Source organism: Vibrio wakamikoensis, assembly GCF_050337275.1.
In the GTDB taxonomy this organism is placed as follows: Bacteria; Pseudomonadota; Gammaproteobacteria; order Enterobacterales; family Vibrionaceae; genus Vibrio; species Vibrio chaetopteri.
Window position 1 is genome coordinate 208,939 of the sequence record NZ_JAKJST010000017.1, and the last position, 23,410, is coordinate 232,348.

Genomic DNA, 23,410 nt, shown 5'->3' on the forward strand with positions numbered 1-23,410 from the left:
GACCCCCTAGGTCTAATGAAAAAAGAATAACTAGTCGGACTCGAACGACCTTCGCAAACTTTGATGTTTACGACTAACTTCACACAGCTGTCAGCTAAAAGCTACGAACTTTCAGCTACTCTTAGAAGTAGCCTTCCATCTTCTTCTTCTCCATCGAACCAGCTGAATCATGGTCAATCATCCGGCCTTGGCGTTCCGAAGTGGTGCATAGCAACATCTCTTGAATGATTTCTGGCAATGTTTTTGCTTCAGATTCAACGGCTCCGGTGAGTGGGTAGCAGCCTAAAGTGCGGAAGCGAACCATCTTCATTTCTGGTACTTCGCCTTCTTCTAGTGGCATGCGATCATCATCGACCATAATCAGGGTGCCATCGCGCTCCACAACAGGGCGTGGTGCAGAAAGGTATAGAGGGACAATTTCAATGTTTTCTAGGTAGATGTATTGCCAAATATCTAGCTCGGTCCAGTTTGACAGAGGGAACACACGAATGCTTTCGCCTTTCTCTACTTTTGAGTTGTAGATGTTCCAAAGCTCAGGGCGTTGGTTTTTAGGATCCCAGCGGTGGTTTTTATCGCGGAACGAGTAAACACGTTCTTTGGCTCGAGATTTTTCTTCATCACGACGGGCACCACCAAAAGCGGCGTCAAAGCCATACTTATCTAATGCCTGCTTTAAACCTTGGGTTTTCATAATATCGGTATGCTTAGAACTGCCGTGTGTAAACGGACCGACACCCATGGCCAAGCCTTCCGGGTTTTTGTGCACGATCAAATCAAAGTCATACTCGCTCGCTAGACGATCACGAAACTCGATCATCTCCTTGAATTTCCAATCAGTATCAACATGCATGAGCGGGAAAGGGATTTTACCTGGGTAAAAGGCTTTACGCGCGAGATGAAGCAGTACTGAAGAGTCTTTGCCGATAGAGTAAAGCATGACAGGGTTGTCAAATTCAGCGGCGACTTCGCGCATAATCTGAATTGACTCGGCTTCTAACGCCTTTAGGTGTGTAAGTCTGTTGTTATCCATAGTTTGTCTCTGTGCTAAAGGTCGTAACCTGTTTGCATTCCTTCTTAGTTTTCTAGCCAGTAGCTATCATAAAATGGACTTGATAATAAGTCGAGAGAGTAGTGATAGTGAAAGCTACTATAAACTGCTATAAACATCCAAAGCTTGTTCGAGATCTTCGAAGTATTGCAATTGGCCTTGATGCAGTATCACAGCGCTATCACAAAATTGCCGTATTTCTTTCATATCATGGCTTACCATAATCACATTAGCTGTTCGAGACTTGTCTAACAGCGCTTGTTTAGCCTTGCGTTTAAATTTGGGATCCCCGACAGAGGTAGCTTCATCAATTAGGTACACGTCAAAGTCAATGGCGATGCAGCAACCAAACGCTAAGCGAGAGCGCATACCACTAGAGTAGCTTTTGACGGGTAGATCGTATTTGATGCCCAGCTCTGCAAAGTCTCTTACCTTTTCCTCGTACTCAGCTAAGTTCTTCACACCATTGACTCGGCCTATAAAACGGGTGTTTTCCCGCCCAGTCATTTGTGGATGAATACCCGTCGCGAGAGCAACTGGCCAAGAAATAGATTTATTGGTGACGACCTTACCTTTATTGGGATACTCACTACCTGCCAGTATCCTGAAGAGCGTTGACTTGCCAGCGCCGTTCGAGCCTAGGATGGCAATGTTTTTGTTGCTTGGAAAGGTGAAGTTTAGATTTTCAAAAATATACTGGTTACCAAGTTCAGAAGGGTAGAACTTGGTAAGGTTACTGGCCTTTATCATATTTACCCTTTTTACTTGCTTTCACTCTAATGGCTTTGATTATTGAACGCAGTGGAACTCCGAATTTGACTGTTATTATCAAAAGTATGAGTTGAACCGTGGTTTTTGGATAAGTACGTATGGTTTCGCGGGCTAGGCATCTCAAGTAGTCTAGGGAAATATTTCGACACTCATCACTAACGATTATTAGGTGTTTGCAAGTACTCTTGAAGTCTAATCTTTTCCAGCAATACTCTGCAGGTAATGCTTCTCTCAACAGTTCCTTCTCTTTTAAAATGTGCTTTTTGTTTTCAAATGCTTTTATGTAACCAATATGCCTAAGGTTTAGCTTGAACTTATCACCGTTAATCAAGGATAGTAGGTGGATGTTTTTTTGGTATTCGCTCCCTGATAAGGGTACATCTTGGTATAGACTAGATGAGGAAATGTAATTTTGAATAAGTTCATAGGATTGAGCGCTCAAGCTTTCGTTACTGATTTTCACTGCTTTGAAAGAGTGTTTGTAACCTACCACTTTTTCTAAAAAGTAGTGCTCTAAGCCACGCCTGTATTTACAAGCCTTCTCAAAACTATGTTCAGTAATTTTCGATTGAGGAAAAATTCGCTTTAGAGCATCGATGCGTAAGTAGTCATTGCTCATATCGCTTGCACTTAACCCTTCAAAGATATGGTGCTCTAACGTTCCACCTTTTAGGCGTTCTTGAACGACGCTGGTAATATAATTATCAACTTTTCTTTTGAAATAATGAAACTCAAAAGTTGCTCTTTTATCCGAGTTAGACTCAATCACCGTTTTGAACCTTTGAAGGTGATTTGCGTCTAAGTTTGAAATGCCCTCAGCGGATATAAGTAGGGTATCACATTTTTCAGACATTTCCCTTAGGGTAGCAATGTTATGCATGTTTGATAATGATATAATCTTGTTGTCAATCTGATTTCTTATGTTTAAGTGATAGCCGGAAGGGTTGTTACTTACCAGGTTAATTATAGGCCAAGATTGGTTTGCAGGTTTAAATCTATCGACTTCAAATTTTGGGTACGCAATACCAAAATTTAGCAATGCATCATAATTAACAAATAATGTTCTTTGAATTGAGGTAGTGCCAGTTTTGTGTAGCCCCAGGTGAACAATTATATGTTTGAACAAAGACAGCCTCCAATTACAGGTGTGTAGTTAACTTTTCGTCTAGTTTGTCAATGTCTACTTTCCACTTTATGCTGTCTTTTTCTACTTTTGTTAGTTCGTCAGAAGCAAAGTAAGCTAAGCTTTTGTGGCCAGATATTAGGTTGGCATTTATTTGATGATTCAAGCCTGGATTATATATTGTTGCAGGTAAGCAAGTTAAACCTAATGTAGTAGCATGATGGGGGATGAAAAATGAATTTAGCAAGCCAGAGCCTGGAGTTCCAGCTATAAACGTTGTATCGGATAGGATTGATTGTACTTCAGATTGCGTAAGTGTTTCTGGAGCTACTATGTCAAAACCTATATCTCTAAAATAATGCTCTACTTCAGATTCATTTTCTATTGCTCTACCTTGTACGGGGTTATTTAAGAGTTTTCTAGTTATATAAACCTTGCGACATTGACCCTGCTTTGAATGGTGGTTTCTTGATAGTAATCCATTAAGATGACTACAAACGTGTTTCGATTCATCGGCAAAGTAGCAGTTGCCATCACTAATTGAGACTGTAGTTTCAGGGACTATGATTCTCTCAAATGTGGTTGGCTTTCTTACGAATATAATATTTTCTCTTCTTATCCCTAATGCATTCAAGTACTCGGTAAGATTAGAAGAAAAGAATCTATTTTCACTTTCTAGAGAAAAGTTTTTATAAACATGAAAAACAAACTTAGTGTCAACTTCTAATAAGTTCGGTTTTTTCATAGCAAGCCAGAATCGAGTAAGCGACTCCAGGAAAAAATGGCCATAATGAGGATTTAGAAGCCCCATATAGTAATGGTTTCCGGTCAATCTTAGGCTTGGTAGGTTTCTTTTAAATGGATAAACTGGCAATTGGTTATGGTCTTTATATCCTTTTAAAACGGGTTTGTAGTGATCGGCGATAAGAATTGGGTTGAGATGTTTATCATAGCCGAGGTGCTCCATGAAACCATTTGCGGGAATGTGATAGGACTCACTAAATGGTAGAAAAAGTGCATTCTCTTCTATTTGGTACCTTGGTGTAAATTTGGTAAATGTAGATTGATATAAACGCGTATCGCTGATATCTGAACCACATATCGGAGTAATATGGTCTTTAAGTTTTAGAGAGTAATCATGCTTTACTCTTCGAGCCACAGGATCTTGGTAGTTCATTTCAATCATTTGCTTTCAATCCATTGATATCGTGCTTTTAATCGTTCACAGTCATGCTGATAAGTATTACGAGTTATTTCTTTCTTTATTTTATTACTGACCGATTGTTGATGTTTGCCATCATAGTCGATGTTTGATAAAAATGAGATCAGCTCTTTTCGCTTTTCTACATCTTTACAGACTCGATCGAATGCTCGCAATGTTTGGGCTGCCTCAAAAGGTATGGAAGAGTTGACCTTTTGGTTTGTAGATATGTCGTCAGGCAATGCGATTTCAATGTCAGAAAAAAAGCTCCGAACAAAATCTTTAGATTCACGAGTAAACTCTTTGACATAAATATTTTCGTCGCCGATATGCCTTGCCCAGGTATCGAGTTTTTCTGGGAGACGTATTTGCCCCAGTTCTCGATGACAAAAATCGAAAACATGCTCATTTTGGCGCAGTCCCCACTGCACCTTAACCGCTTGAAGGTAAGCGGATTTTAGATAGTCAGTGTAATCTCTTATTGCAAATAGTACTTTGACCTGTAAGCCACTTTTGAGCGCACTCTCCAGCATATCTCCGATATGATTTGCATTGTCTCTAATTAAAAATTCGCTAGAGACTATGGTGCTGGCATCTCTGTTAAGGGCAAATTTAAGTAGCTCCTTCCATTCCTTTTCAAAAATCGCTGGGCTAAATCCAGGATGAACAGAGGCGAAATGATTGTGTGCACCACCATAGACGCCATACGGTGAAAAACAGGCTTGTCTCGAATTGTTTGTAGGTAACTCAAGCCCTATGGTTTGAATTGCGCTTGTTGCCGTTTTACCAATGCCAGGGTGGAAAATAAGGGTTTTAGGTTGATTAAGGTTGATACTCATAGAAAGTTATTCACCAAAAAACGGGTAACGACCAAAGCTACTGATCATTGGTCCCCATTTTGCAATTAGTTGTTCGTTTAATTCATCTTTGCCGACGAGAGGGTTATCAAAGCCAGCGGCTTGCCATTTGTCGGAAGGGTTTAATATGTGTAGATTCGCCAGCCCAAAGTCACCTGGGATTTGGGCGTCGGCGACAGCATTGTCACCGATATGAACGAAACTGCCTTTGTTTTTAAGATGACCTTGCATATATGACCACATGCTGCCATTGTCTTTGCGCAGCCCCATCTCTGAAGAGACATAAAGCTGATAACCATTAGTTACACCTGCTTTACGTAGCATTAGCACGATTTGATGCTCGCTGTAATAAGTATCAGAGATTATGTAAACGGTTTTGCCCATGCCAATAAGCGTATTCAAAATGTCTACGATTTCATCTTTACTATCAATCATAGCGAGATCGTAGCCGAACTCTACCTCAGCGTATTGCCGCGCTTGTTCGGTTGACCAGCCAAAGTGCTGACCTAACTTGTTATACACTTGGAAAATATTGATGTCACCTTGGAAGTTGGTCTCTTTTCGCACTTCAAATTCGGCCTTATTGCGAAGTTTGACGAACTCATGGGCATTTGTGACTAGAGTGTCTTTTTCGAGCTGTTGCCCGAATTTAAGCTTGGCATAATCTGGGACGAAGTGGCTGCGACGAACAAGCGTGTCAAACACATCGAACGAGATAATATCAAAAGGTCTAACCTTGTCCATTAGCTGCTGCTTTGAATTCACATAATTTGAGAAGACAAAACTTTGGTCATGTGTAAAAGAGCCTAACTCTGGTACGTAGAACAGTTGTTTGTGCCCCGTTTTCTCTGCGAGCAGACCGATACAGCGTTCAAGCGCATGAAGCTCCGAACCGTCGTTTGGTAGTGGCTCGGTGGGAAAATCATCGTATTGGTAAGTTTTCTCAAGCATAGGTTTGAGAGCAGAAGGTCGAGCCCAAAACATTCCGCCTACAGGGTAAGCAAGGAAGTCGTTATGATGTGCGATTTGCCACTCGTCAAAGAATTTCTGCTTAAAAGGTTTGTTTTTAAGCCAGTGGTTTACCCAATCTGGCATCATGAAAAATGAGGTTGGGTAATAGATGCCGCAGTCTTTATCGTGTGCAAAGTAAGTGAGCATTTGAGCGACTCGGTGGGAGTCTTTGAGTAAGAACTCACCTAAATAATCGGCCCATTGTGTTTGTTGACGACCGGAGTAGAGTGACTTCTTAGAGTGCAAATGCGCAAATAAGTCATAATCCATCAGCTGTTCGCCAAACTCGACCAAGAGTGGCCCGAAATTTCGGCCATGGTTAGGGACAATAGCAACTTTCAACTTTTTAATGTTAGTGCATTGACCTAGCGTTGTTTCAGCCAGTTTTTTTGATGCTTCACTGGTCACTGATACAAAGACATCCACTGTTGTCGGGAAGGTCTTTAGGCACTCTAGATAGTAATCAAGAAAGTCATCGTAGAAAACATGCAAGCAAAGGGCGATGTTTAATGACTCAATTGCTTTCATATCTATTGAGGTATCAAGCTTGTCTGTCGGAGTCCAGTTCGGTAAAAACGGTCGTGAAGGTCGTCCTTCACTGCTGCCTGTCGCTAGGTAATGGGCTAGTGGCGGTAATCCAGAGTGATAGATATCTGGGTTGGATTTTAAGTAATGCAGGTTGTCGAATGCCGGGCTCGGACTAACCCCACAAAAGCGGCTTTTACTCAGGTAGTCACCAAATGCCTCAAGTTCACTATTAAATACTCGCTGTTGGGTATCTTCGTACCACTTGCGGTCGAACATGCCTTGTTTTTTGGCATCTTGTAACAGCTCTATTTGGTCGGTTGATAGCGCGGCGACTGTGCCTTGCAGTTGTTTGGTTTGTTTTTTAAGTTGTCGTTTGATGAGGTGAGATTCAGTTCTTACCGCCAAGCGCATTAACATTGGATTCTTACGCAGCAGTTTTTCTGCTAGTGGTAATTTGTGTTTTACCATTGCTCGGTAATTCATCGCTTTAATCCCCAAAAATCTAATGCGTCCAGTGTGCCTTCTCCTGCAATATCATCATCGAGAGCAAATACTTCCCAGCTACTCCTCGGGAACATGCCTTGTTTTTTCATGTGTGACGTTAGAATTTGCTCTACTTCTTGCTTTTCAAATGAAATATCGAGGGCTGAATGTTGCTCGATACTTTCAAGAGCGGCTTTCATTATCGCTTCCAGCGTGTGGAAGTTGTGCTGTGTTCGTACCTTTCGCCCGTAGAAAAATTGGTAGGTTTGATCTCCCGTTTGGTCGAACCGAATATCCTGAAATTGCCCCATTGGTGCTGTGAGTACGGCCTCTAGCAGCATGGAACGATCCAGTGGTGCGTAACCTTCACCGAGCTTACTTCCCTCATGTAAGTAGCCTTTCATAGTTAATTGGTTGCCGTTTTGAGTGCGCTGTCCCGGATTAGAGGCAATCAAATAGTGTCCTACTGAGTCGACATTAAATAAGAGGCTTAGAAGTGTTTGAATGCTGCCACTGTAGCCAAGATCAACTAAATGAACCTCTTTCTGGTCGAAAAAACCAAGGCTTGCTAAATAGTGGCGATACGCCTCCATGGATGGGGCAATAATTGATGTTAGCAGTGGGAGCTTGTCTTGAAGTAACTGGGCAACCTTATCAAGGTCGTGAGGTAACACAATGTTCTTCGACTGCTGCTTCTCATCGAACAGTTTGCGAATGCTCACATCACTGAGCATAAAGCGTGTTCGCATTAGCTCATAAAGACTACCCGAGAAAGAAAAGTTCAGTGAAATGTCATAACTTTTCGGCTCAATAAGACCTAACTTGAACAGAAAAGCTCGAGATGCCAGTAAATATTGAGAGCTTGTTTTTACACCGCGTGCGGTTTGATAAGCATCATAAGCTTGTTCGAGCCAATATCCTTCACGGGCAAGAAAGAAGTAGTGGTTGGAGGGGAGTTGAGCGAGTTGCTGTGAAAAAAAAGTAAGTACAGGTGAAGCAAAGGTTTGCCCCACCTGTCGCAGTGATTCTATAGCCATATAATACATTGTCCTAGCCGTAAGCTGTGATTAGGAACGCTACCGCCCTATGGTTTCACAGTATTGACGCATCCATTTTGCGTAGTCTTTTATTTTTCTGAATAAGTTTATTGAAAACAGGAACGATAGATCTTCAATATGACACTAGAGGATACAGGATGACTTTTTCGGCTGCAATATGTCCAGCGAGTTGCTCGGACTCGAGGGCTTAATGAAAGGATTGGAAAGTTACTAACTTTGTTTCATTTGTTGGGCTTGTGTAGTCCTGGGCTGGCATTTGCCAGCTCAATGGTGCAAATCTATAAAAAGACGGCTGTTCTGTATATTGTTGATTAGGCTCACATATTTTATATTTCATGGCAATTAATATGCGCGTACGGTATCTGCCACCTGTTTCATCATGTAAAAATACCAGTCATTGTCAAAGGTTTGTGATTTTTACGTCAAAATGGAGTTGGTATGAAAACAAGGCGAATAACAGGGCAAATAGTGCCGATCGTTTGTTTGTCAGCCGTTGGGCTGGCAGGACAAGCGATTGCGGCCACAACAACTTACTTGGATATTGATCGAGGGTCGAGTCATTCTTTGTTGATTGATGGTGAAGGACGGCTATTTGGAATAGGTCGTGAACGATATTTTGTTCCTGATGCGGGTTATTACTCAGAAAGAACGACTCCTCTAACTCTAGAAAGCTATACTCCTAACGTTAGCAAGTGGATAGATGTTGCGGTTACAGAGGATAGCTCGTTTGCCATTTCAGAAAATGGCGATCTGTATTCATGGAGTGGTCACTATGAAACCTATTCGACCGACAGTGAGCATTGTGATCTAGGCCGAGGGACTGGTTTAACTGAAGAAATGGTTAATACGCCAACATTGATTGACAGTGGGCAAACATGGGAAAGCGTTTATGCAAATGGAGATTCCGTGTTTGCTATCAATGACAGTGGGAAGCTATGGGTTTGGGGTGAAGCTTATCAAGGTCGATTAGGTACCGGCTCCTCAACGGACAAATGCTCTCCTGTTGCTGTACTGCCTGATGAGACGGTTAAAAAGGTCGTCAACTATGGCAGTTCGACTCTGATATTAACCACGGATGGCCGCTTATTTACTACAGGATATACACCGCTGCGCGATTCCTTTAACCCGCTAGAAATGGCAAGCAACCATTCGTGGATGGATATTGCGGTTGGCGATGATGTTGTCATGCTTATTGATGAGCTAGGTCAACTATATACTCATGGTAGTACGTGGTATGGCGCACTCGGGTTAGGTGATGAGATCAGGCAAACTAGTAGCCTAACAAAAGTCGATGACTCAACCGACTGGAGTAGTGTGTCTGTTGACTATCAACATGTCATTGCAACAAAAAAGGATGGCTCACTATGGACATGGGGCTACAACTCATCAGGTCAATTAGGTCAAAATAACAAGTCGACTTTATATACACCCACCAAAGTTGACACAACGATTGTCGCTAGCTCTGTACGGGCTGATCACAATTCTACCTATGTGATTGATGAGCAAGGAGTGCTCTGGGTAGCAGGGGAAGATAGTTCGGGGCATTTTGGACTGGGATCCATATCTTCCAGCTCTGTCTTTGTCACCCCGTCTTATCGTATGACCTATTCAGGTAAGTCGTTAAGTGCGGGCTCTGCACATTACTACATGTTAGATGCTGGCGGTGTTCTTTGGGGCGGGCGAGATGGCGATTACTACCGTCTCGGCATTAATGCTACCACAGATAAAGTCACGCCGACGCGTCCTTCTCTGAGTCAATGGACTTCGGTTTCTTCGGGTGTCTATGCCACCATAGCAATTAATAGTGATGGGCGTCTGTGGGGATGGGGATTGAATAGTAACCATTTGCTCAGCCCTGATGAGGATGTTGATTACTTCAAGACACCACAACCTGTTAGTGAAGATAGCTGGCAGTCTATAAGTGTTGGAGAGTATCACGCTGTTGGCATCAAAAGTGATGGTACGCTTTGGGCGAAAGGTTCTAACCGTTATGGGCAACTGGGCGATGGTAGCTATGGCTACTCCGTTTATTCCGATAGTTTTGTGCAAATCGGTGATGACAATACCTGGGTAGAGGTTTCTGCTTTTGAAGATAGTACTTTAGCACGTAAATCCGATGGCTCGTTATGGGCTTGGGGATATAACGGTTATGGGCAGCTTGGGTTAGGAAATACCTCAAATATTATCGCGCTACCAACGCCCTTAAATGCTGGTAGTGACTGGGCATCTATTGCCGACAGCGCTAACGGTGATCACATGCTCGCTATCAAAGAGGATGGAAGCTTGTGGGGATGGGGTCGTAATAACTATAACCAAGTCAGCAGTGATACTACCAGCAATGTTGTGTTACCTACGAGAATTGGCACCAAATCGGATTGGGAAGCCGTTTCGGTTGGTGGTCAAAGCTCTTATGCGATAAAAGAGAGCGGCGTGCTTTATACTTGGGGATACAATTACTATGGTCAACTAGGCCTTGGTCATAAAGATAACCAACCCAAACCCCAAGCGGTGGAGGGGTTATGGCAAGAGGTTTCGGCTGGAGAGCAGTTTACCGTTGCAACTCGGTTGAATAGCAACGAGCTATATGTTTGGGGAAGGACAGTCACGACTGATACCTATTATAGTAATTATTCTAACTATTTAACCCCAACACAATGGTCTTTCAATGATCGTGACGGTGACGGCATCGCAGATGGCGCAGATGCTTTCCCAGCGAACCCTAAAGAAAACTTCGACGCCGACTATGATGGCATCGGCGATAACGAAGATACAGACGACGATAATGACGGCCTAAGCGACGAATACGAGCTGCTTAATGGTACCGATCCAAACCTACCTGACAATGGCTTGGTGGATCGTGATAATGATGGCTATCCGCTGTTTGTTGAGTATCAAGCTCAAAGCTTTGATAACAATGCGCAGTCTGTCCCGACGCGTGATAAGTACCGCTTATTCACGTTTGCAGATGACAAGGACATCGTTAGCTTCGCTTCTCAAGGTTGGCAGGTTGCCTCTGGTGTGGACTCAAGAGATGGCTATGCTGTTAACTCAACCACGCATGCTGATGGTGGTGAAGACACACTTACGTTAACCTCTAAATTCCATAATGGCTCTATCGTCTACTGGGCGAAGACCTCGACAGAGAATGAGTTCGACAAACTTTACCTCAAAGTCGACGGCGTAAAAGTGGAATCAACAGAGCTCTCCGGTATCAATGGCTGGACTCAGTTTGTTGTGGATATTGAGGAAGGGCAGCATACGGTTAGCTGGCACTACATCAAAGACGATGAAACCAACGAGAACGAAGATACCGTTTGGCTAAGTGATATCGTTATGCCAATTGATCTTGATGGTTTAGACAGTGATGGTGACGGCCTAACCGATGCTTGGGAATACAAGCATGGCCTGGATCCATACAATCCTGCAGACGCCAATCAAGATAGCGACAACGATGGACTGACAAACCTAGAAGAGTTCTTTGCTGGCACGGATCCGCGTTCTGACGACACCGATGGTGATGGTATTCCTGATAAGTTTGAGATTGATAACAATCTCGATCCCCTTGATGCAACCGATGCTCTCAATGATGCTGATGGAGATGGTCTTTCAAACCTGATGGAATATGTATTAGGTACGAGCCTGTCTAACAGCGACAGTGATGGTGATGGTGTTAGTGACTTTGATGAGCTAAACAATGGCACGAATCCTTTAGATTCTAAGGATTTTGTTGAAGATTATGTTCAAGCACTACTTTGGGGTGATGTAAACAAAGACGGACGTGATAATGTTGTGACATTAGATACATCGAGTGATTTGTTTGCCAAGGTCACTCTATTTGGTGGCAATGCTTTGGGTATTCTACGTTCCCAAGAGCTTGAGCTTGGACTAAACCAGATCTCGCTTCATAAGCTGAGTGATCGAAACAATGACGGCATTGCTGAAGTTGGGTTGTTTGGTCTCGATTCTGAAAGAAATCGCTATACACTAGTTGTGTTGAATATTGCCAAAGATATCCAAGTCATGGGTAAGTGGAACTGGAGTGCCACACTGCATGATGCCAGATTCCAAGAAATAGACGACTTAGACCTTGATGGTAAGCCTGATTACGCAATGTCCGGTCGCCACAAAGTTAACAATACCAACCAGTTAATTGTTCGTAGCAGTACGAGTAAAGCAACAATAAATACCTACAAGTGGGTAAACAACTGGTCAAATGTTTCTTTCTTTGCGGTACCAGATCGAACTAAGGATACTATTCCTGAGGTTGCGCTATTTGGGACGCATAAGAGAAATGGGAAAGGTCAGATGTTTGTGCTTGATGGCGCTGATGCTTCAAAGCTTGAAGTCTACAACTGGAACCCAGTGTGGCAAAATGGTCAAGTTATGCTTCTAGAGGACATGAATGGCGATGGATATCGTGATATTGCTCTGTTTGGACAAAGAAGTGATGATGGACGTTATCAAGTAGCGATCAAGCATGGTCATAAGAGGTCTGGTATGGTGGGTTCAAAAACCTGGCCTACAGAGCTTACCAAAGCCCAGCCTGTGCTCATTAGTGACCGCGATGGTGATGGTGTGAAAGAGATTGCCTTGTTTGGTCAGTCAGAGAAAGGTGGAACGTCTAAGCTTAAACTCTGGATCACTGCAAGCTCTAGTGTCCAGCGTTTGCAAAACCTAGCGTGGAACAATGTTTGGAGTGAGGCGTCTATACAGGAAATTCCGGATCTTGATGGTGACGGCCTCAAAGAGGTGGTATTGGTTGGGCGTAACTCAGTATCGGGTCGTTTGGAGCTTTCTGTTCGCTCGAGTGCAGATGGTAGTCAACTAATCAATCTAGCATTACCAGATACGTGGGAGGACATCGACTTCACTATTGGTGATGTTAATGGTGATAACGTTGATGATTTAGTACTTCTAGGTCAGAGCCAAAGCTTGAAGGGAACTAAACTCCTTGCTGTTGATGGTCGTGATGGTAAGAGTGTGATTTTCAACACTCCAATTCACTGATTCAACGATTTTGTAAAACGGTAACGACATGGCCCACTTTAGTAAGTGGGCCATTTTTCGTTGAATCCTGATTTAACTTTAAAGGTTTAGCTAAGAAACCGTCCCTAGCTCATATTTTATAGCCGCTCTATCATTTATTGAGTTCTACTTACATTGCGAGAGCCTAGAAGTTTGGTACAATCATCGGAATGTCTCAATACCAATGGAAGGTCAAGTGCAAGTCGCAGACTCTACCCTCGTAAATCTTCATGTCGATCACCTCTACTTATCATCATCAATGTTGCTACTTTCCGGTTGGTTTGTAGCTGAAGAACTGACAGAAAATGTTCGTTTTTTTCACAAGCAAGATGAGTTGAATCAGCATACATTGCTTGTTCCCAGGTTGGATGTAATAGCGGCTCTAAACGTAACGGATGAGGCATTTTGTACCGGCTTTGTCTGTATAGCAGATGTTTCTCACTGTGATGGTGATATTGATATTTCAATTAATGGTCATTTAACCTCACTGTCAGCTTTTCATGGAAGTCTATGTGATCAACCAGAACTCATTCTTCAAGCCACGGGTGCATTACGAAGTCAATTTTTAGCTCAAATGAGCCAGCAGAAAATTGCCACTGAAACAGAAAAAGCACGAAGCTGCATCGACATATGTGAGTTGGTTGATGATAATTTATTGCTTCTAGATGGCTGGATTTTGGATGAAAGCTACGTTGATGCTTTTGTTACTAATGTCTTTGGAGAGAAACAAGATCTTGCTCTTAATATGATTCGCTTTGAGCGACCTGATGTGTCAGAAGAGCTAGAGCTTTTAGATTTAAGTCAAAAAATTGGCATTAGTATAGCCAGTAGGTTGACTATTGCTGCGCACGGGTTGAGTGTTGAATTGCGACCTCGTAATAGTCAAGCTCTAGAGGTGATGGTTAAATCAAGTGACAGAAAGCTGGAATCGCAACCCTTACTCAAAAAGCAACTAGACAGAACAGATGTATACCAAAAGGACTTTCTAAATTCTGGATGTAGAAACATCTCAAATGTTGTTCAGGCTATCTGGAACTCTGAGGAAAAAAATGCCGGATTAGAGTCAGTAACGACGATGAAAGTATACGGTCGAGATATTCCCGAGCCCATGGTTTCCATTATCATTCCAATATATGGTCGCTACGATTTTATACAGCATCAGATGCTCGCATTTAGTGAGGATGTTGATATGCACAATCATGAAATCATCTATGTTCTTGATGACCCCAAGATTGAGAGAGAGTTTGGGATTGCGGCCAATGGTGTTTTCCAAGCATTCAAATATAGCTTTAAAACCGTATATGCGGGGCTAAACCTTGGTTTTTCTGGTGCAAATAACCTTGGGGCTAGCATTGCTAAGGGCAAATACATATTGGCACTCAACTCGGATGTTATGCCAACGACGACAGGATGGCTTTCCCGTTTAGTAGCTAAATATCAGCAGACTGACGATTGTGGCGTGTTAGGTACACGCTTGGTATATGAAGATGATACCTTGCAACACTTGGGGATGGAGTATGTTCAGGACCCATATTACCCGGGCATATGGATGAACCAGCATCCTTATAAAGGTATGCCATCTTCACTTTTTCCATCTCAACAAGTGCGATCTGTTGAATCTGTGACAGGGGCATGCATGCTAATGGAAAAGGCTTTGTTTGACAAAGTTAATGGATTCGACACTGGTTACGTTATTGGTGATTTTGAAGATTCTGACTTGTGCTTAAAAGTATCTGAGCAGGACAAGAAAATATATCTCGATTCTGAAGAAAAGCTTGTCCACTTGGAACGTTTGTCGCAAAGCCTAGTGGATAGTGGGGACTGGAAGTTTAAATTAACCATTTTGAATGGTACACGACAAAGAAATAAGTGGGATAAAAAAATTTTAGAGGTAAAGGCAGCCAATGCGTAAAGTACTAGTCATCGCTCACGGACACCCTGAATTGAATAAAGGTGGGGGAGAGCAGGCCGCATATCACTTCTACAAGGAGTGTTTAAAACAAGGTGATGATGCTTATTTTTTAGCAAGAACCGATGCTATTCCACATGGTGGAGCTGCTTTTTCCATTATCAATCCACCAAGAGAGATTCTCATGCATACCACGCATGATGACCACTTTTTATTTTCTAACATCAAAACTCGCCATTTGTGGGGTGACTTTAAGGGGTTGCTTGAAAAAATACAGCCTGAGGTTATCTATATTCATCATTATTTCCACCTTGGTATTGAAGTAATAAAAGTAATTAAGGACACACTTCCAAATTGCAAGATTGTAATGACACTACATGAGTATCATGCAATATGTGCGAACGGTGGGTTAATGAAAAAGAGCAGCGGTGAGCTTTGTTATCGTTCAGGTACTTTAGATTGTAGCCGTTGCTTTAAAGGATCTACGTTTGGTCCAGGCGAGTTTTATCTCAGAAAGCGTTATATCCAGACCTTCTTTAAATTAATTGATCACTTTGTTAGCCCTTCTGCATTTCTAAAAAAAAGGTACGTAGAGTGGGGGATCGCAAGTGAAAAGATCACGGTTATAGAGAATGGTCAGCCGACACTGAATATTTCCGAATCTGAAAAAGGAAGTTCAGACTCGCTAAGTCTCTGTTATATAGGGCAGATTAACCCTAATAAAGGGCTTGATGTGCTTTTAGAAGCCATCACTCTATTACCAGAAGAGATAAAACAACGTGTTCAGGTTGATGTTCATGGTTCTGGGCTTGAAAACCAGAGTCCTGACTATCAAAAAAAGATACAGAAACTGGTTAAGAAAAGTAAGAAATCAGTAAGATTGCATGGGCGATATCAAGCGGAAGACGTCGGTAACATTCTGAGTTCGGCTCAATGGCTAATCGTCCCTTCTATTTGGTGGGAAAACTCACCGATGGTCATTCAAGAATCTTTGAACTGTGGTGTACCACTTATTGTGAGCGACATTGGTGGAATGGCCGAGAAAGTAGAAAACAATGTAACAGGTTTGCACTTTAGAGTAGGTAAGCCCCTGGCTTTGGCTAATCGAATCGTCCAGATTGCTGAAGATAAAGATCTCCACACTCAGCTTGCAAGTAACATTACACCACCTCTGAGTCTCGCTGACGCCTACAAGAAAACAATGGATATTGTAAAGCAATGTTAAACTACTACTTACAGGAAACACAGGCCGCGGGTGTTGGGGTTCACTTTTTTTCACCAACTATTGGTCAAGTCGCGAACGCCAAAGTGGAGTTTAAAGGTAAGCTGTCTTCATCGAATCGAGTAAAAGGGATCCGAGTGGAGTGTTTATCTGAGCAGCATTCGATAGGTGTTGTATGGAGTGCCGCCCCTGATCTTTCCGATGAAGGCACTGCGCATACCTACCGCTTTTCGTTAGAGGTTGATTCAAAGCAAATCACCGAAGAGCATGACCTTCATTTTTGTGTGTTAGTTGAATATAGCGATACTTGTGACGAAGTGGCATGCGGGTTTATCCAAAAAGTCCATCCAGTTGATAGCGTGGTATTTGTGGTAGGTTCGCCAAGAAGTGGTACATCAGCGCTAGGTAAAGGCCTCCGTAAAGGTTTGGAAGCAAATGCGCACGGAGAGTCCCATGTTATTGAAGGCTTTCAAAGAATATTAGAAACTATTGATGCTTTCTTTGTTCGTTCTAAGACGGCTCAAATAAAAAATAACTTGGTCAACGTTTTGCCTTATACCGTTTTGCTTGCAGAGCAAGTCCGCTCACTAAGGCGAGTGTATGAACTTTATTATGGTAACCAGGTTATTCTGGACAAGACACCGGGTATCCCGATGCTAAAAGCATTGCCTATTGCTCTAATTGCATGGCCAAATGCAAAGGTGGTGTTCTGCAAACGAAGAGCGCTTGAGAATGTAAAATCTCGCGAGATAAAGTTTCCTGCTGTCAGCTTTGAGGCGCATCTAGCGCAATGGAAGCAATCCTTCATAGCTTGGCGTCAAACAAAACAGCAGATCAATCAAGCGCTGAAGACCAAAGATTGGGCTATGGAAGTGGATCAAAAGCAGATGTCAGATCACTCGAATCAGGTTGCTTTGCAAGTTTCGACATTTTTAAATTTGTCCAAACGAGGTCACAATAAGCTTGAAAGAAGCTTAACCAATGATAGGCCTGAGCAAACTTCGGCCCCAACAAAGCAAGCGCGAAACCTTTCGCAGTTTGGCTGGAGTGAAACGCAGCAACAGGCTCTTGTTAAGGTATGTGGGGATGAATTAAAGCGTCAAGGCTACTCTCTTGATGAACGTTATTACTTATAAGGTTGAAACAGAATATGACTCGTGTGGTAATTCACATAGGAACAGAGAAGACCGGAACGACAAGTGTTCAACACTTTTTTGACCAGAATAGGGCAAAACTAAAAGAGTTGGGAGTGCTTTACCCTCACGTAGGACCACGAAAAGATGCACACTTTGATCTCGTAAACGAGCTTCATCCATTAGACAACAATGGAAAATACATGGAGTTTTTGCCTAAACCGACGACCGACATTGGTTTTTATTGGGGGCAATTACGTCAGCGAATCGAAGATAACCCAGAGAAAACGGTGTTCTTAAGTGCGGAGCATTTTAGCTCTAGGCTTCGTGATAAAGCACTCGAATATATGTCGGCGTTTTTTTCATCGCTAGGAATCGAACCTGAAATACTGGTCTTTTTACGTCCACAAGATGAGTTTTTAGAATCGACTTACTCAACGGCGATAAAATCCGGTTCAAGTCAAAGCTTTGAGCAAATGATAGAGAACTATCAAGCACAAATATTGCGCTATGATTATGAGCAGTTGCTAGCGCTATGGAGCCGCTATTTCGGAAAGCATCATATTAAAGTGATGCGCTATCAAACCTCCGAAGGAGAAGAAAGGGATGTACGTAAACGAATACTAAACTACTTGTCGGTAAAAGAGTCAGAGACGTTAGACTTTTCACAATCGAAAAGCCTCAATGTTAAGTGGGGGCGGGATATGCTGGAGTTTGCGCGTTTGTGCAATCTTAATATTAAACCGCGCTTAGGAAACAAAAGGTTGTTGTTTTTAGAGACTTGCAGCAACAAGTTGCCAGCGAAGCCCAATGAACGACTTTTGACGTTTGAGCAGAGAGAGGCTATTGAGAAATATTTTTCTGCATCCAACAGTCAAGTGGCCATGGATTATTTAGGCTTGGATACGTTATTTGTCGAGCGGGAGCCTGTAAAAATAGACGAATCTACGCCCGCCCGACCTTTATTAACAAAGCTTAGTTTGATTGAAATGTTGGCTGAAGAAATGGGCTTTTAGGCAAGCGAGCTTGATTGCGCTTATTTTTGCCATTTCAGCAGACCTATCACAGCACAATCTTGAGGTTACGTGTTTTTTCTCAACCAGCGCCTTATGGTTGGAATATCGAAACGTGTAACCTGCTTCTCTAGGTCAATAACCTCTCCTTGAAATGGGATGAGTTCACACTTTAGGTCATTAAGCTGGTTACAGATTGATTGGTTTGTGTTTAGTTTATTGGGATAACGGCTGGTGCAAATATTTATTATGCGAGATTCTCTTGGTAGAAACACACCATTGTGAAGAGCTGAGCCGTCTAGGCTTGCAAGAGTATGACAACTTCCGTAGAGCGTTAACTGTTGTTCAACACTGAGTTTTTCTGGATGAACAATGATAAAGCCGTGTTCAATGAAAGCTTGTTCAATAGCTTTTTCATTAACAACCATTCTTTTTCTTTTCTTCAGATTAGAGCGAGATAAGTATATTCTTAGAGTGCCATTTTTTAGTGGGTTTGATATGCGTTTGAAAGTGTTAATGTATTCGTGGTGAGCCTTATTGTTTATATAAAACAATGGCGTTGGAATGTGAAGTGATTCAAACTTAGTATTCTCCTTGATAATCAGAGTCTTTTTTGGGTCTACACCAGCTCTAGATAGAAATACTTCAGTAAATGATTTGAATTGTTCTGACTGTATCACAAATTCACTAAAAACAAATCCAGTGTAGTTGTTTTCTTGTGCCGCCCATATGCGAGATAATGACTCCAGTAAAAAATGACCGTAGTGATAAGTATACGCACCTAAATATAAATATTGACCCTTTATTTCATTTGGGATTGATTCTATATTGTGCTCTTGAGCAGTGCGTGTTATTTCTTGAGGGAATGCTGTTAATCCAGTATAGGATGGGTCTTGTCTTAAGCTATCTGTTATTATATTTCCATGGCGGTCATAGATACCGCCAGAAAAAGTTTTATTTACCCTGTCAACCTGTGTTGCAATCAATGTGGCATTTTTATACTCTGAACATCGTAGTGGATAGTTCTCTATTCGTTTCATTTTATCGGTTCTTTACCTTTATTAGCTTTGCAGACTTTTTTGCTATTCTCAATGGCCTGGGTATTTTTGTTTCTGGTAAAAAATTATCTGGTAGTGTTAGAGCATTCGTTGTTGGGTTGGCAATAATAATACCATTATCAAACAACCTATATGCTATCTCTGCACCGGGAGTGATCTTGAGATTTTTGATAGTAACGTATTCTGCATCACTTTCAAGTATGAGCGTGGTCGTACCTTTTGGTAAATTATCAAAGTAGAACCTGGCTATAAAGGGAGAACTGCCTGTCCATGAGGAAGCTTTCAGGTTGATATCTTCTTGTTGTGTGAGTGTTAAGTAGCTGATTCTGTCTTTCGCTAACGTTGAATGAGACATGACCTCTGCACTAATTACTACACCGGATGGCTCGGTCAGTTCAATGTCAATCGAGTGCTTAATAGTTCTACCTTTTCTTTTCAGTAAGATAGACGGTTTTGTGAAATCAATTCTCGGTTTGCTTTCGGATATTAATACTCGTGCTTTGCTTTCAACAGTATAATATTTCATTGGGGTGATCGGTTTGCCCAGCCAATCATAATGGCCATTGCTATGCAACTCTGGCCATTTGTGCAAGGCTTTTCCGTTGGACTTATAGGCAGGAGAAATCACGGCGTCCGTTAAAAGAGCAGCAGCGACTTTAAGTTTACGAATTCCCTCCTGATTATAGTTTTGGCTGGGGTTTGGCAGCCCAATTTTGATTACATTTAATGACGGAGTGCGACTGAACTGAGTCCAATAACGATGTCGGTTAATGCCAGTCGACCATTGATTGAGATCAGGATCGCCATAATTTGGCCACTCTTCGCTCTCTATACCATTGAGTAAAGTAATCTCTCGTTGCTGTGATAGCTGGTTACCATCTGCTATGAGGATTTTATTGTCGCCAAATGAGTGCCTTAGTTTCTGTAGCAGTTGCTTAACGCCTAATCGATACTGGGACTGTGCATGTATATCAAGTTGGTTAAATTTACCATCTAAGTGATAGTCAATAGGCGTTTGTCTTGAGTGGTGTTTACGTCCTCGAGAGTCAGCGAGTACATCAAATGCAATTCCGTCAAAACTTTCCAGAGCTTGACCTGATTTAAACAGTGATAGAAGCTCATTAGCAAGGATAAGAGAAGGCGCTTCTTTCGTGTCCAAATTTGCAAAGTTATAACGCCATAAGGACTGTGTGCTGGATTTTTTGTAAGGAGCCTGCGCGACATGAGGTGCTAAATAAACACCATTTTTATAATCTCTAGCCTTAGTGCCATACTGACTTCGCTTAACGGTAATAGTTGATTGGACAGGGTTTATCGATAACAGTTGAACTTGTTCTGCTTGAGCCCAGTTGAGCTCTTTGTTTTCAGTCAGAGGAACAATAGCGACATCGTCATTGTATTTTGCTCGCTTGCCATGGTTAACACGAAAAACGTCAGTATCATCGACACGGATCGTTTGAGTGTTACGAGCGAGTGGTTGCTGTGAATATGTACCAACAAAATATGTCCAAGCTCTTGCCGGATAGTCACTGGGACGGTAGTTGGGATCTCTTGCATTACCGTTAAAATGAAGAAGCATGAGTTTCTGTGGGTTTCTTTGTTTGTATTTTATGAACTTTCTTTGGGCTTCACCAGAGCGCCCTGGTACTTCTTCATCTAACGCTTTAACGATCATTCCATCTAGTTTCGACCAGCGTTTCTCCCACCTCTCGTAAGGAATATTAGGGTTTGCTGCACTTCCCTCGACATAGCGGAAGTAAATGGCTTTTGGGTAGTCTGATTGGAGTATGTTTAGTTTCTCAAGTGGTTGAGCATTGGCTATTGAAGTCATACACCAGCCGAATAGTGCCAGCCGTCGATACTTGTTCGTTATCTGAAAAAACCGTTCCATGGTTCACTCACCGCTAATTTTTAGTTAATGACTAATGCTTCCTGACGCTCTTGATATTTGGTTATTGGCTATTGATGAGATCCTCGCGTAAAAACGTTACGAGCTTTTCATAGTTCAACGTAAACTCGATAGGCTCATGATTCACCTTATGCTCATTGATGTACATGTCCGCGTGGATGATCTCAAGTGACTTTTGGGGTAAATCTGGTGCCATTTCAAAAGCGCAGTTTGCAGTAGCAAGTCCAGCACTGGCTAAATCCTCACGCGATTGGTTGGCAATCACCTCACAAAACACTATGCCATTTAGCTTAAATGCAACATGCACAGGGTGATCTGGGCGTTTTGTGTCAAATGCCCAACCTTTAACCAGGTGCTTATCTGTAACATCTAGATGATATTGAAAGCTATGAGGTGGAATATAGTTCGAGCCTTTTGCTGCTTTGTGTTTGATTTTTCTCAGTATATTGATCATTTTTATTCCGTGAAGAAGTGAAGTGTTTCCATAATGGTATCGAACTTTATTGGCTACCTAAAGTAAAACCGAATTGATTTCTTTCTATTGTGTTATTTTTGTGAATAGTCTAGTTTCAGTCATTGTCAAATTTTGGTTAGAATTACCCAAGCATTGTTTCAAATCAAGTTGATTCTGATGTTGATGTGAATTTTAAAAGAAGATATATAATTATGAAATACGGAAATTTCAAAGGGTTAGGGTTAGCCCTTTCACTATTGGCTTGCGCATATGTACAACCTGCTACAGCAGCGGAAGTAGAAATCGAACCTGGCTACGGCACATTAATGACCGCTGTCGCTGATGCAAATGCTGGTGATGTCATTGTGCTTAAAGAAGGCATCTACTACATGTCGAATGGCACACAAGTCATCGACAAGTCTCTCACCATTCGCGCCTTAAACGCACAGACAAAGCCAAAACTCATGTTTACGAGTGGTGGTATATCGGCCCTTGAAATTCGAGGTGAAGACACAGACTTTGTTATGCAAGGCATCACGTTTTATGAGGGTCAAATTATCACAAATACCCCTTATTTTAAGGTGATAGGTGAGGTAAATTCGGTCGCTCTATTGCAAAATAACTTCACAGATATCGAAGTGTTCGTAGACCCAGATTATGATCCGGACGGAGACTTGCAGTATTTGGATAAGCTTGTCGTGGTCGGTAACCGTTTTGTCCGCGGAAGCATCGCTCCTGCGGCAGAAGAACTGTTCCTTTTTGCAGGTAATAGCTTGAGCTTTAATAATTTCTATGCAAATAAATCACAATCAACGGCTGAGCAGCATATCTTGGGTAACGCTTTTGTGCTAGATAATACTACTACTGTTAACATTGGTAGCACTGGTAGCAGTCACTCTAGAGTAGTAGGAAACTTCTTTGATCGACTCGTTTCAGATGACAGCAGTAGTGCGTCCAATGCTTATCTAAGCCCTGTTTACCTGCGTGGTCATGGTGTTTTTTCTAACAACACAGTACTTGCAGGGCGAAATACTTACCAATCACCTGGAACACCGAATAGTATTCAAGTGGTTGATTTTTATGGATCTTTTGCTATTAATAATAATGTTTTCCACGTAGAGCCGATAGCATTACAAGAACGAGATAATATTAGTTTCAATGTTCGTGATGGTGATGCACACTTTAGTAACAACATTTTTGTTAACCTACCCAATGCAGTAGCATTTTCTGGCTTAGATCGTGCCAATGGAACTACGTTGGAAAATAACCTTTGCTTTAGTGAAGTAGACGGAGTGCCTTGTATTGAGCATGCAGGTATTACTGTGGTTGATGATCTCAAACTCGACAGTCAGTTCCGTCCGTTAGCAGGGTCACCAGCGATTGATGCCGGTATCGATGACGTCTTTTATCGTGATGTCGATGGCACTCGTAGCGACATCGGTATTGAAGGCGGTCCGCTACCTAAAAGTCAGTTCGACGACCAGCGCTCGGCGACCGAGTCTGCACCTTATCTCTATCCCCTATTCGAGGCCAATGCGAGCTTGAGCAATAACGGTGAGCTTAATGTAAAAGCCATCGCAATCTCTAAATTACGCTAGAGCGAGGCC

Annotated in this window: 16 protein-coding genes; 6 read left to right on the forward strand and 10 right to left on the reverse strand. The window is 42.2% G+C overall.

Annotation, left to right across the window (positions count from 1 at the left end; genetic code table 11):
* Positions 1–121: 121 nt before the first annotated feature.
* From cysD to L4C42_RS09375, 7 genes are all read right to left on the reverse strand, one after another.
* A complete protein-coding gene (cysD, locus tag L4C42_RS09345) occupies positions 122–1,030 on the reverse strand; it encodes a sulfate adenylyltransferase subunit CysD (protein WP_353497636.1) in 909 nt (302 codons plus the stop codon).
* A 117-nt stretch (positions 1,031–1,147) separates the two neighbouring features.
* Positions 1,148–1,798, reverse strand: coding sequence for an ABC transporter ATP-binding protein (locus tag L4C42_RS09350; protein WP_353497637.1), 651 nt, complete (start codon positions 1,796–1,798; stop codon positions 1,148–1,150).
* On the reverse strand, positions 1,782–2,945 hold the full coding sequence (locus L4C42_RS09355) for a hypothetical protein (protein ID WP_353497638.1): 1,164 nt from the start codon (positions 2,943–2,945) through the stop codon (positions 1,782–1,784). The genes L4C42_RS09350 and L4C42_RS09355 overlap by 17 nt, the downstream gene beginning before the upstream one ends.
* Before the next feature lie 13 nt (positions 2,946–2,958).
* Entirely contained in the window at positions 2,959–4,128 is a 1,170-nt protein-coding gene (locus L4C42_RS09360) for a glycosyltransferase family 61 protein (protein WP_353497639.1), read from the reverse strand.
* On the reverse strand, positions 4,125–4,982 hold the full coding sequence (locus tag L4C42_RS09365) for a hypothetical protein (protein ID WP_353497640.1): 858 nt from the start codon (positions 4,980–4,982) through the stop codon (positions 4,125–4,127). Before L4C42_RS09365 ends, L4C42_RS09360 begins: the two co-directional genes overlap by 4 nt.
* A 6-nt stretch (positions 4,983–4,988) precedes the next feature.
* A complete protein-coding gene (locus tag L4C42_RS09370) occupies positions 4,989–7,022 on the reverse strand; it encodes a rhamnan synthesis F family protein (protein WP_429760214.1) in 2,034 nt (677 codons plus the stop codon).
* Positions 7,019–8,059: a hypothetical protein gene (locus tag L4C42_RS09375; protein ID WP_429760216.1), complete on the reverse strand. Its 1,041-nt coding sequence runs from the start codon at positions 8,057–8,059 to the stop codon at positions 7,019–7,021. The genes L4C42_RS09370 and L4C42_RS09375 overlap by 4 nt, the downstream gene beginning before the upstream one ends.
* 459 nt (positions 8,060–8,518) lie before the next feature.
* Here L4C42_RS09375 and L4C42_RS09380 point away from each other — a divergent pair, with 459 nt between their 5' ends.
* The 5 genes from L4C42_RS09380 to L4C42_RS09400 all read left to right on the forward strand — a co-directional run bounded on the left by L4C42_RS09380 (position 8,519) and on the right by L4C42_RS09400 (position 18,385).
* On the forward strand, positions 8,519–13,087 hold the full coding sequence (locus L4C42_RS09380; protein ID WP_429760218.1) for a hypothetical protein: 4,569 nt from the start codon (positions 8,519–8,521) through the stop codon (positions 13,085–13,087).
* Between the two features lie 214 nt (positions 13,088–13,301).
* Complete coding sequence (locus L4C42_RS09385; RefSeq protein WP_429760220.1) at positions 13,302–15,017, forward strand: glycosyltransferase family 2 protein; 1,716 nt, start codon at positions 13,302–13,304, stop codon at positions 15,015–15,017.
* Positions 15,010–16,239, forward strand: a complete 1,230-nt coding sequence (locus L4C42_RS09390) for a glycosyltransferase family 4 protein (protein ID WP_353497645.1) — start codon at positions 15,010–15,012, stop codon at positions 16,237–16,239. Before L4C42_RS09385 ends, L4C42_RS09390 begins: the two co-directional genes overlap by 8 nt.
* A complete protein-coding gene (locus L4C42_RS09395) occupies positions 16,233–17,372 on the forward strand; it encodes a sulfotransferase (RefSeq protein ID WP_353497646.1) in 1,140 nt (379 codons plus the stop codon). The genes L4C42_RS09390 and L4C42_RS09395 overlap by 7 nt, the downstream gene beginning before the upstream one ends.
* A gap of 14 nt (positions 17,373–17,386) precedes the next feature.
* Positions 17,387–18,385: a hypothetical protein gene (locus L4C42_RS09400; protein WP_353497647.1), complete on the forward strand. Its 999-nt coding sequence runs from the start codon at positions 17,387–17,389 to the stop codon at positions 18,383–18,385.
* Positions 18,386–18,450: 65 nt separating this feature from the next.
* Here L4C42_RS09400 and L4C42_RS09405 read toward each other — a convergent pair whose 3' ends face one another.
* From L4C42_RS09405 to L4C42_RS09415, 3 genes are all read right to left on the reverse strand, one after another.
* Positions 18,451–19,422: a glycosyltransferase family 61 protein gene (locus L4C42_RS09405; protein WP_429760223.1), complete on the reverse strand. Its 972-nt coding sequence runs from the start codon at positions 19,420–19,422 to the stop codon at positions 18,451–18,453.
* A gap of 1 nt (position 19,423) precedes the next feature.
* Positions 19,424–21,331: a hypothetical protein gene (locus L4C42_RS09410; RefSeq protein ID WP_429760225.1), complete on the reverse strand. Its 1,908-nt coding sequence runs from the start codon at positions 21,329–21,331 to the stop codon at positions 19,424–19,426.
* A gap of 61 nt (positions 21,332–21,392) precedes the next feature.
* Entirely contained in the window at positions 21,393–21,803 is a 411-nt protein-coding gene (locus L4C42_RS09415; protein WP_429760227.1) for a hypothetical protein, read from the reverse strand.
* Positions 21,804–22,015: 212 nt separating this feature from the next.
* Between L4C42_RS09415 and L4C42_RS09420 the strand changes: the two genes are divergently transcribed.
* Positions 22,016–23,401, forward strand: a complete 1,386-nt coding sequence (locus tag L4C42_RS09420) for a hypothetical protein (protein ID WP_429760229.1) — start codon at positions 22,016–22,018, stop codon at positions 23,399–23,401.
* Positions 23,402–23,410: the final 9 nt, after the last annotated feature.

Excerpts from the sequence above, each read along its gene's own strand:
- L4C42_RS09415 (WP_429760227.1), bottom strand. The coding sequence starts at position 21,803 with ATGATCAATATACTGAGAAAAATCAAACACAAAGCAGCAAAAGGCTCG.
- cysD (WP_353497636.1), bottom strand. The coding sequence starts at position 1,030 with ATGGATAACAACAGACTTACACACCTAAAGGCGTTAGAAGCCGAGTCA.
- L4C42_RS09395 (WP_353497646.1), top strand. The coding sequence starts at position 16,233 with ATGTTAAACTACTACTTACAGGAAACACAGGCCGCGGGTGTTGGGGTT.
- L4C42_RS09370 (WP_429760214.1), bottom strand. The coding sequence starts at position 7,022 with ATGAATTACCGAGCAATGGTAAAACACAAATTACCACTAGCAGAAAAA.
- L4C42_RS09360 (WP_353497639.1), bottom strand. The coding sequence starts at position 4,128 with ATGATTGAAATGAACTACCAAGATCCTGTGGCTCGAAGAGTAAAGCAT.
- L4C42_RS09420 (WP_429760229.1), top strand. The coding sequence starts at position 22,016 with ATGAAATACGGAAATTTCAAAGGGTTAGGGTTAGCCCTTTCACTATTG.
- L4C42_RS09410 (WP_429760225.1), bottom strand. The coding sequence starts at position 21,331 with ATGGAACGGTTTTTTCAGATAACGAACAAGTATCGACGGCTGGCACTA.
- L4C42_RS09390 (WP_353497645.1), top strand. The coding sequence starts at position 15,010 with ATGCGTAAAGTACTAGTCATCGCTCACGGACACCCTGAATTGAATAAA.
- L4C42_RS09380 (WP_429760218.1), top strand. The coding sequence starts at position 8,519 with ATGAAAACAAGGCGAATAACAGGGCAAATAGTGCCGATCGTTTGTTTG.
- L4C42_RS09405 (WP_429760223.1), bottom strand. The coding sequence starts at position 19,422 with ATGAAACGAATAGAGAACTATCCACTACGATGTTCAGAGTATAAAAAT.
- L4C42_RS09400 (WP_353497647.1), top strand. The coding sequence starts at position 17,387 with ATGACTCGTGTGGTAATTCACATAGGAACAGAGAAGACCGGAACGACA.
- L4C42_RS09365 (WP_353497640.1), bottom strand. The coding sequence starts at position 4,982 with ATGAGTATCAACCTTAATCAACCTAAAACCCTTATTTTCCACCCTGGC.
- L4C42_RS09375 (WP_429760216.1), bottom strand. The coding sequence starts at position 8,059 with ATGGCTATAGAATCACTGCGACAGGTGGGGCAAACCTTTGCTTCACCT.
- L4C42_RS09350 (WP_353497637.1), bottom strand. The coding sequence starts at position 1,798 with ATGATAAAGGCCAGTAACCTTACCAAGTTCTACCCTTCTGAACTTGGT.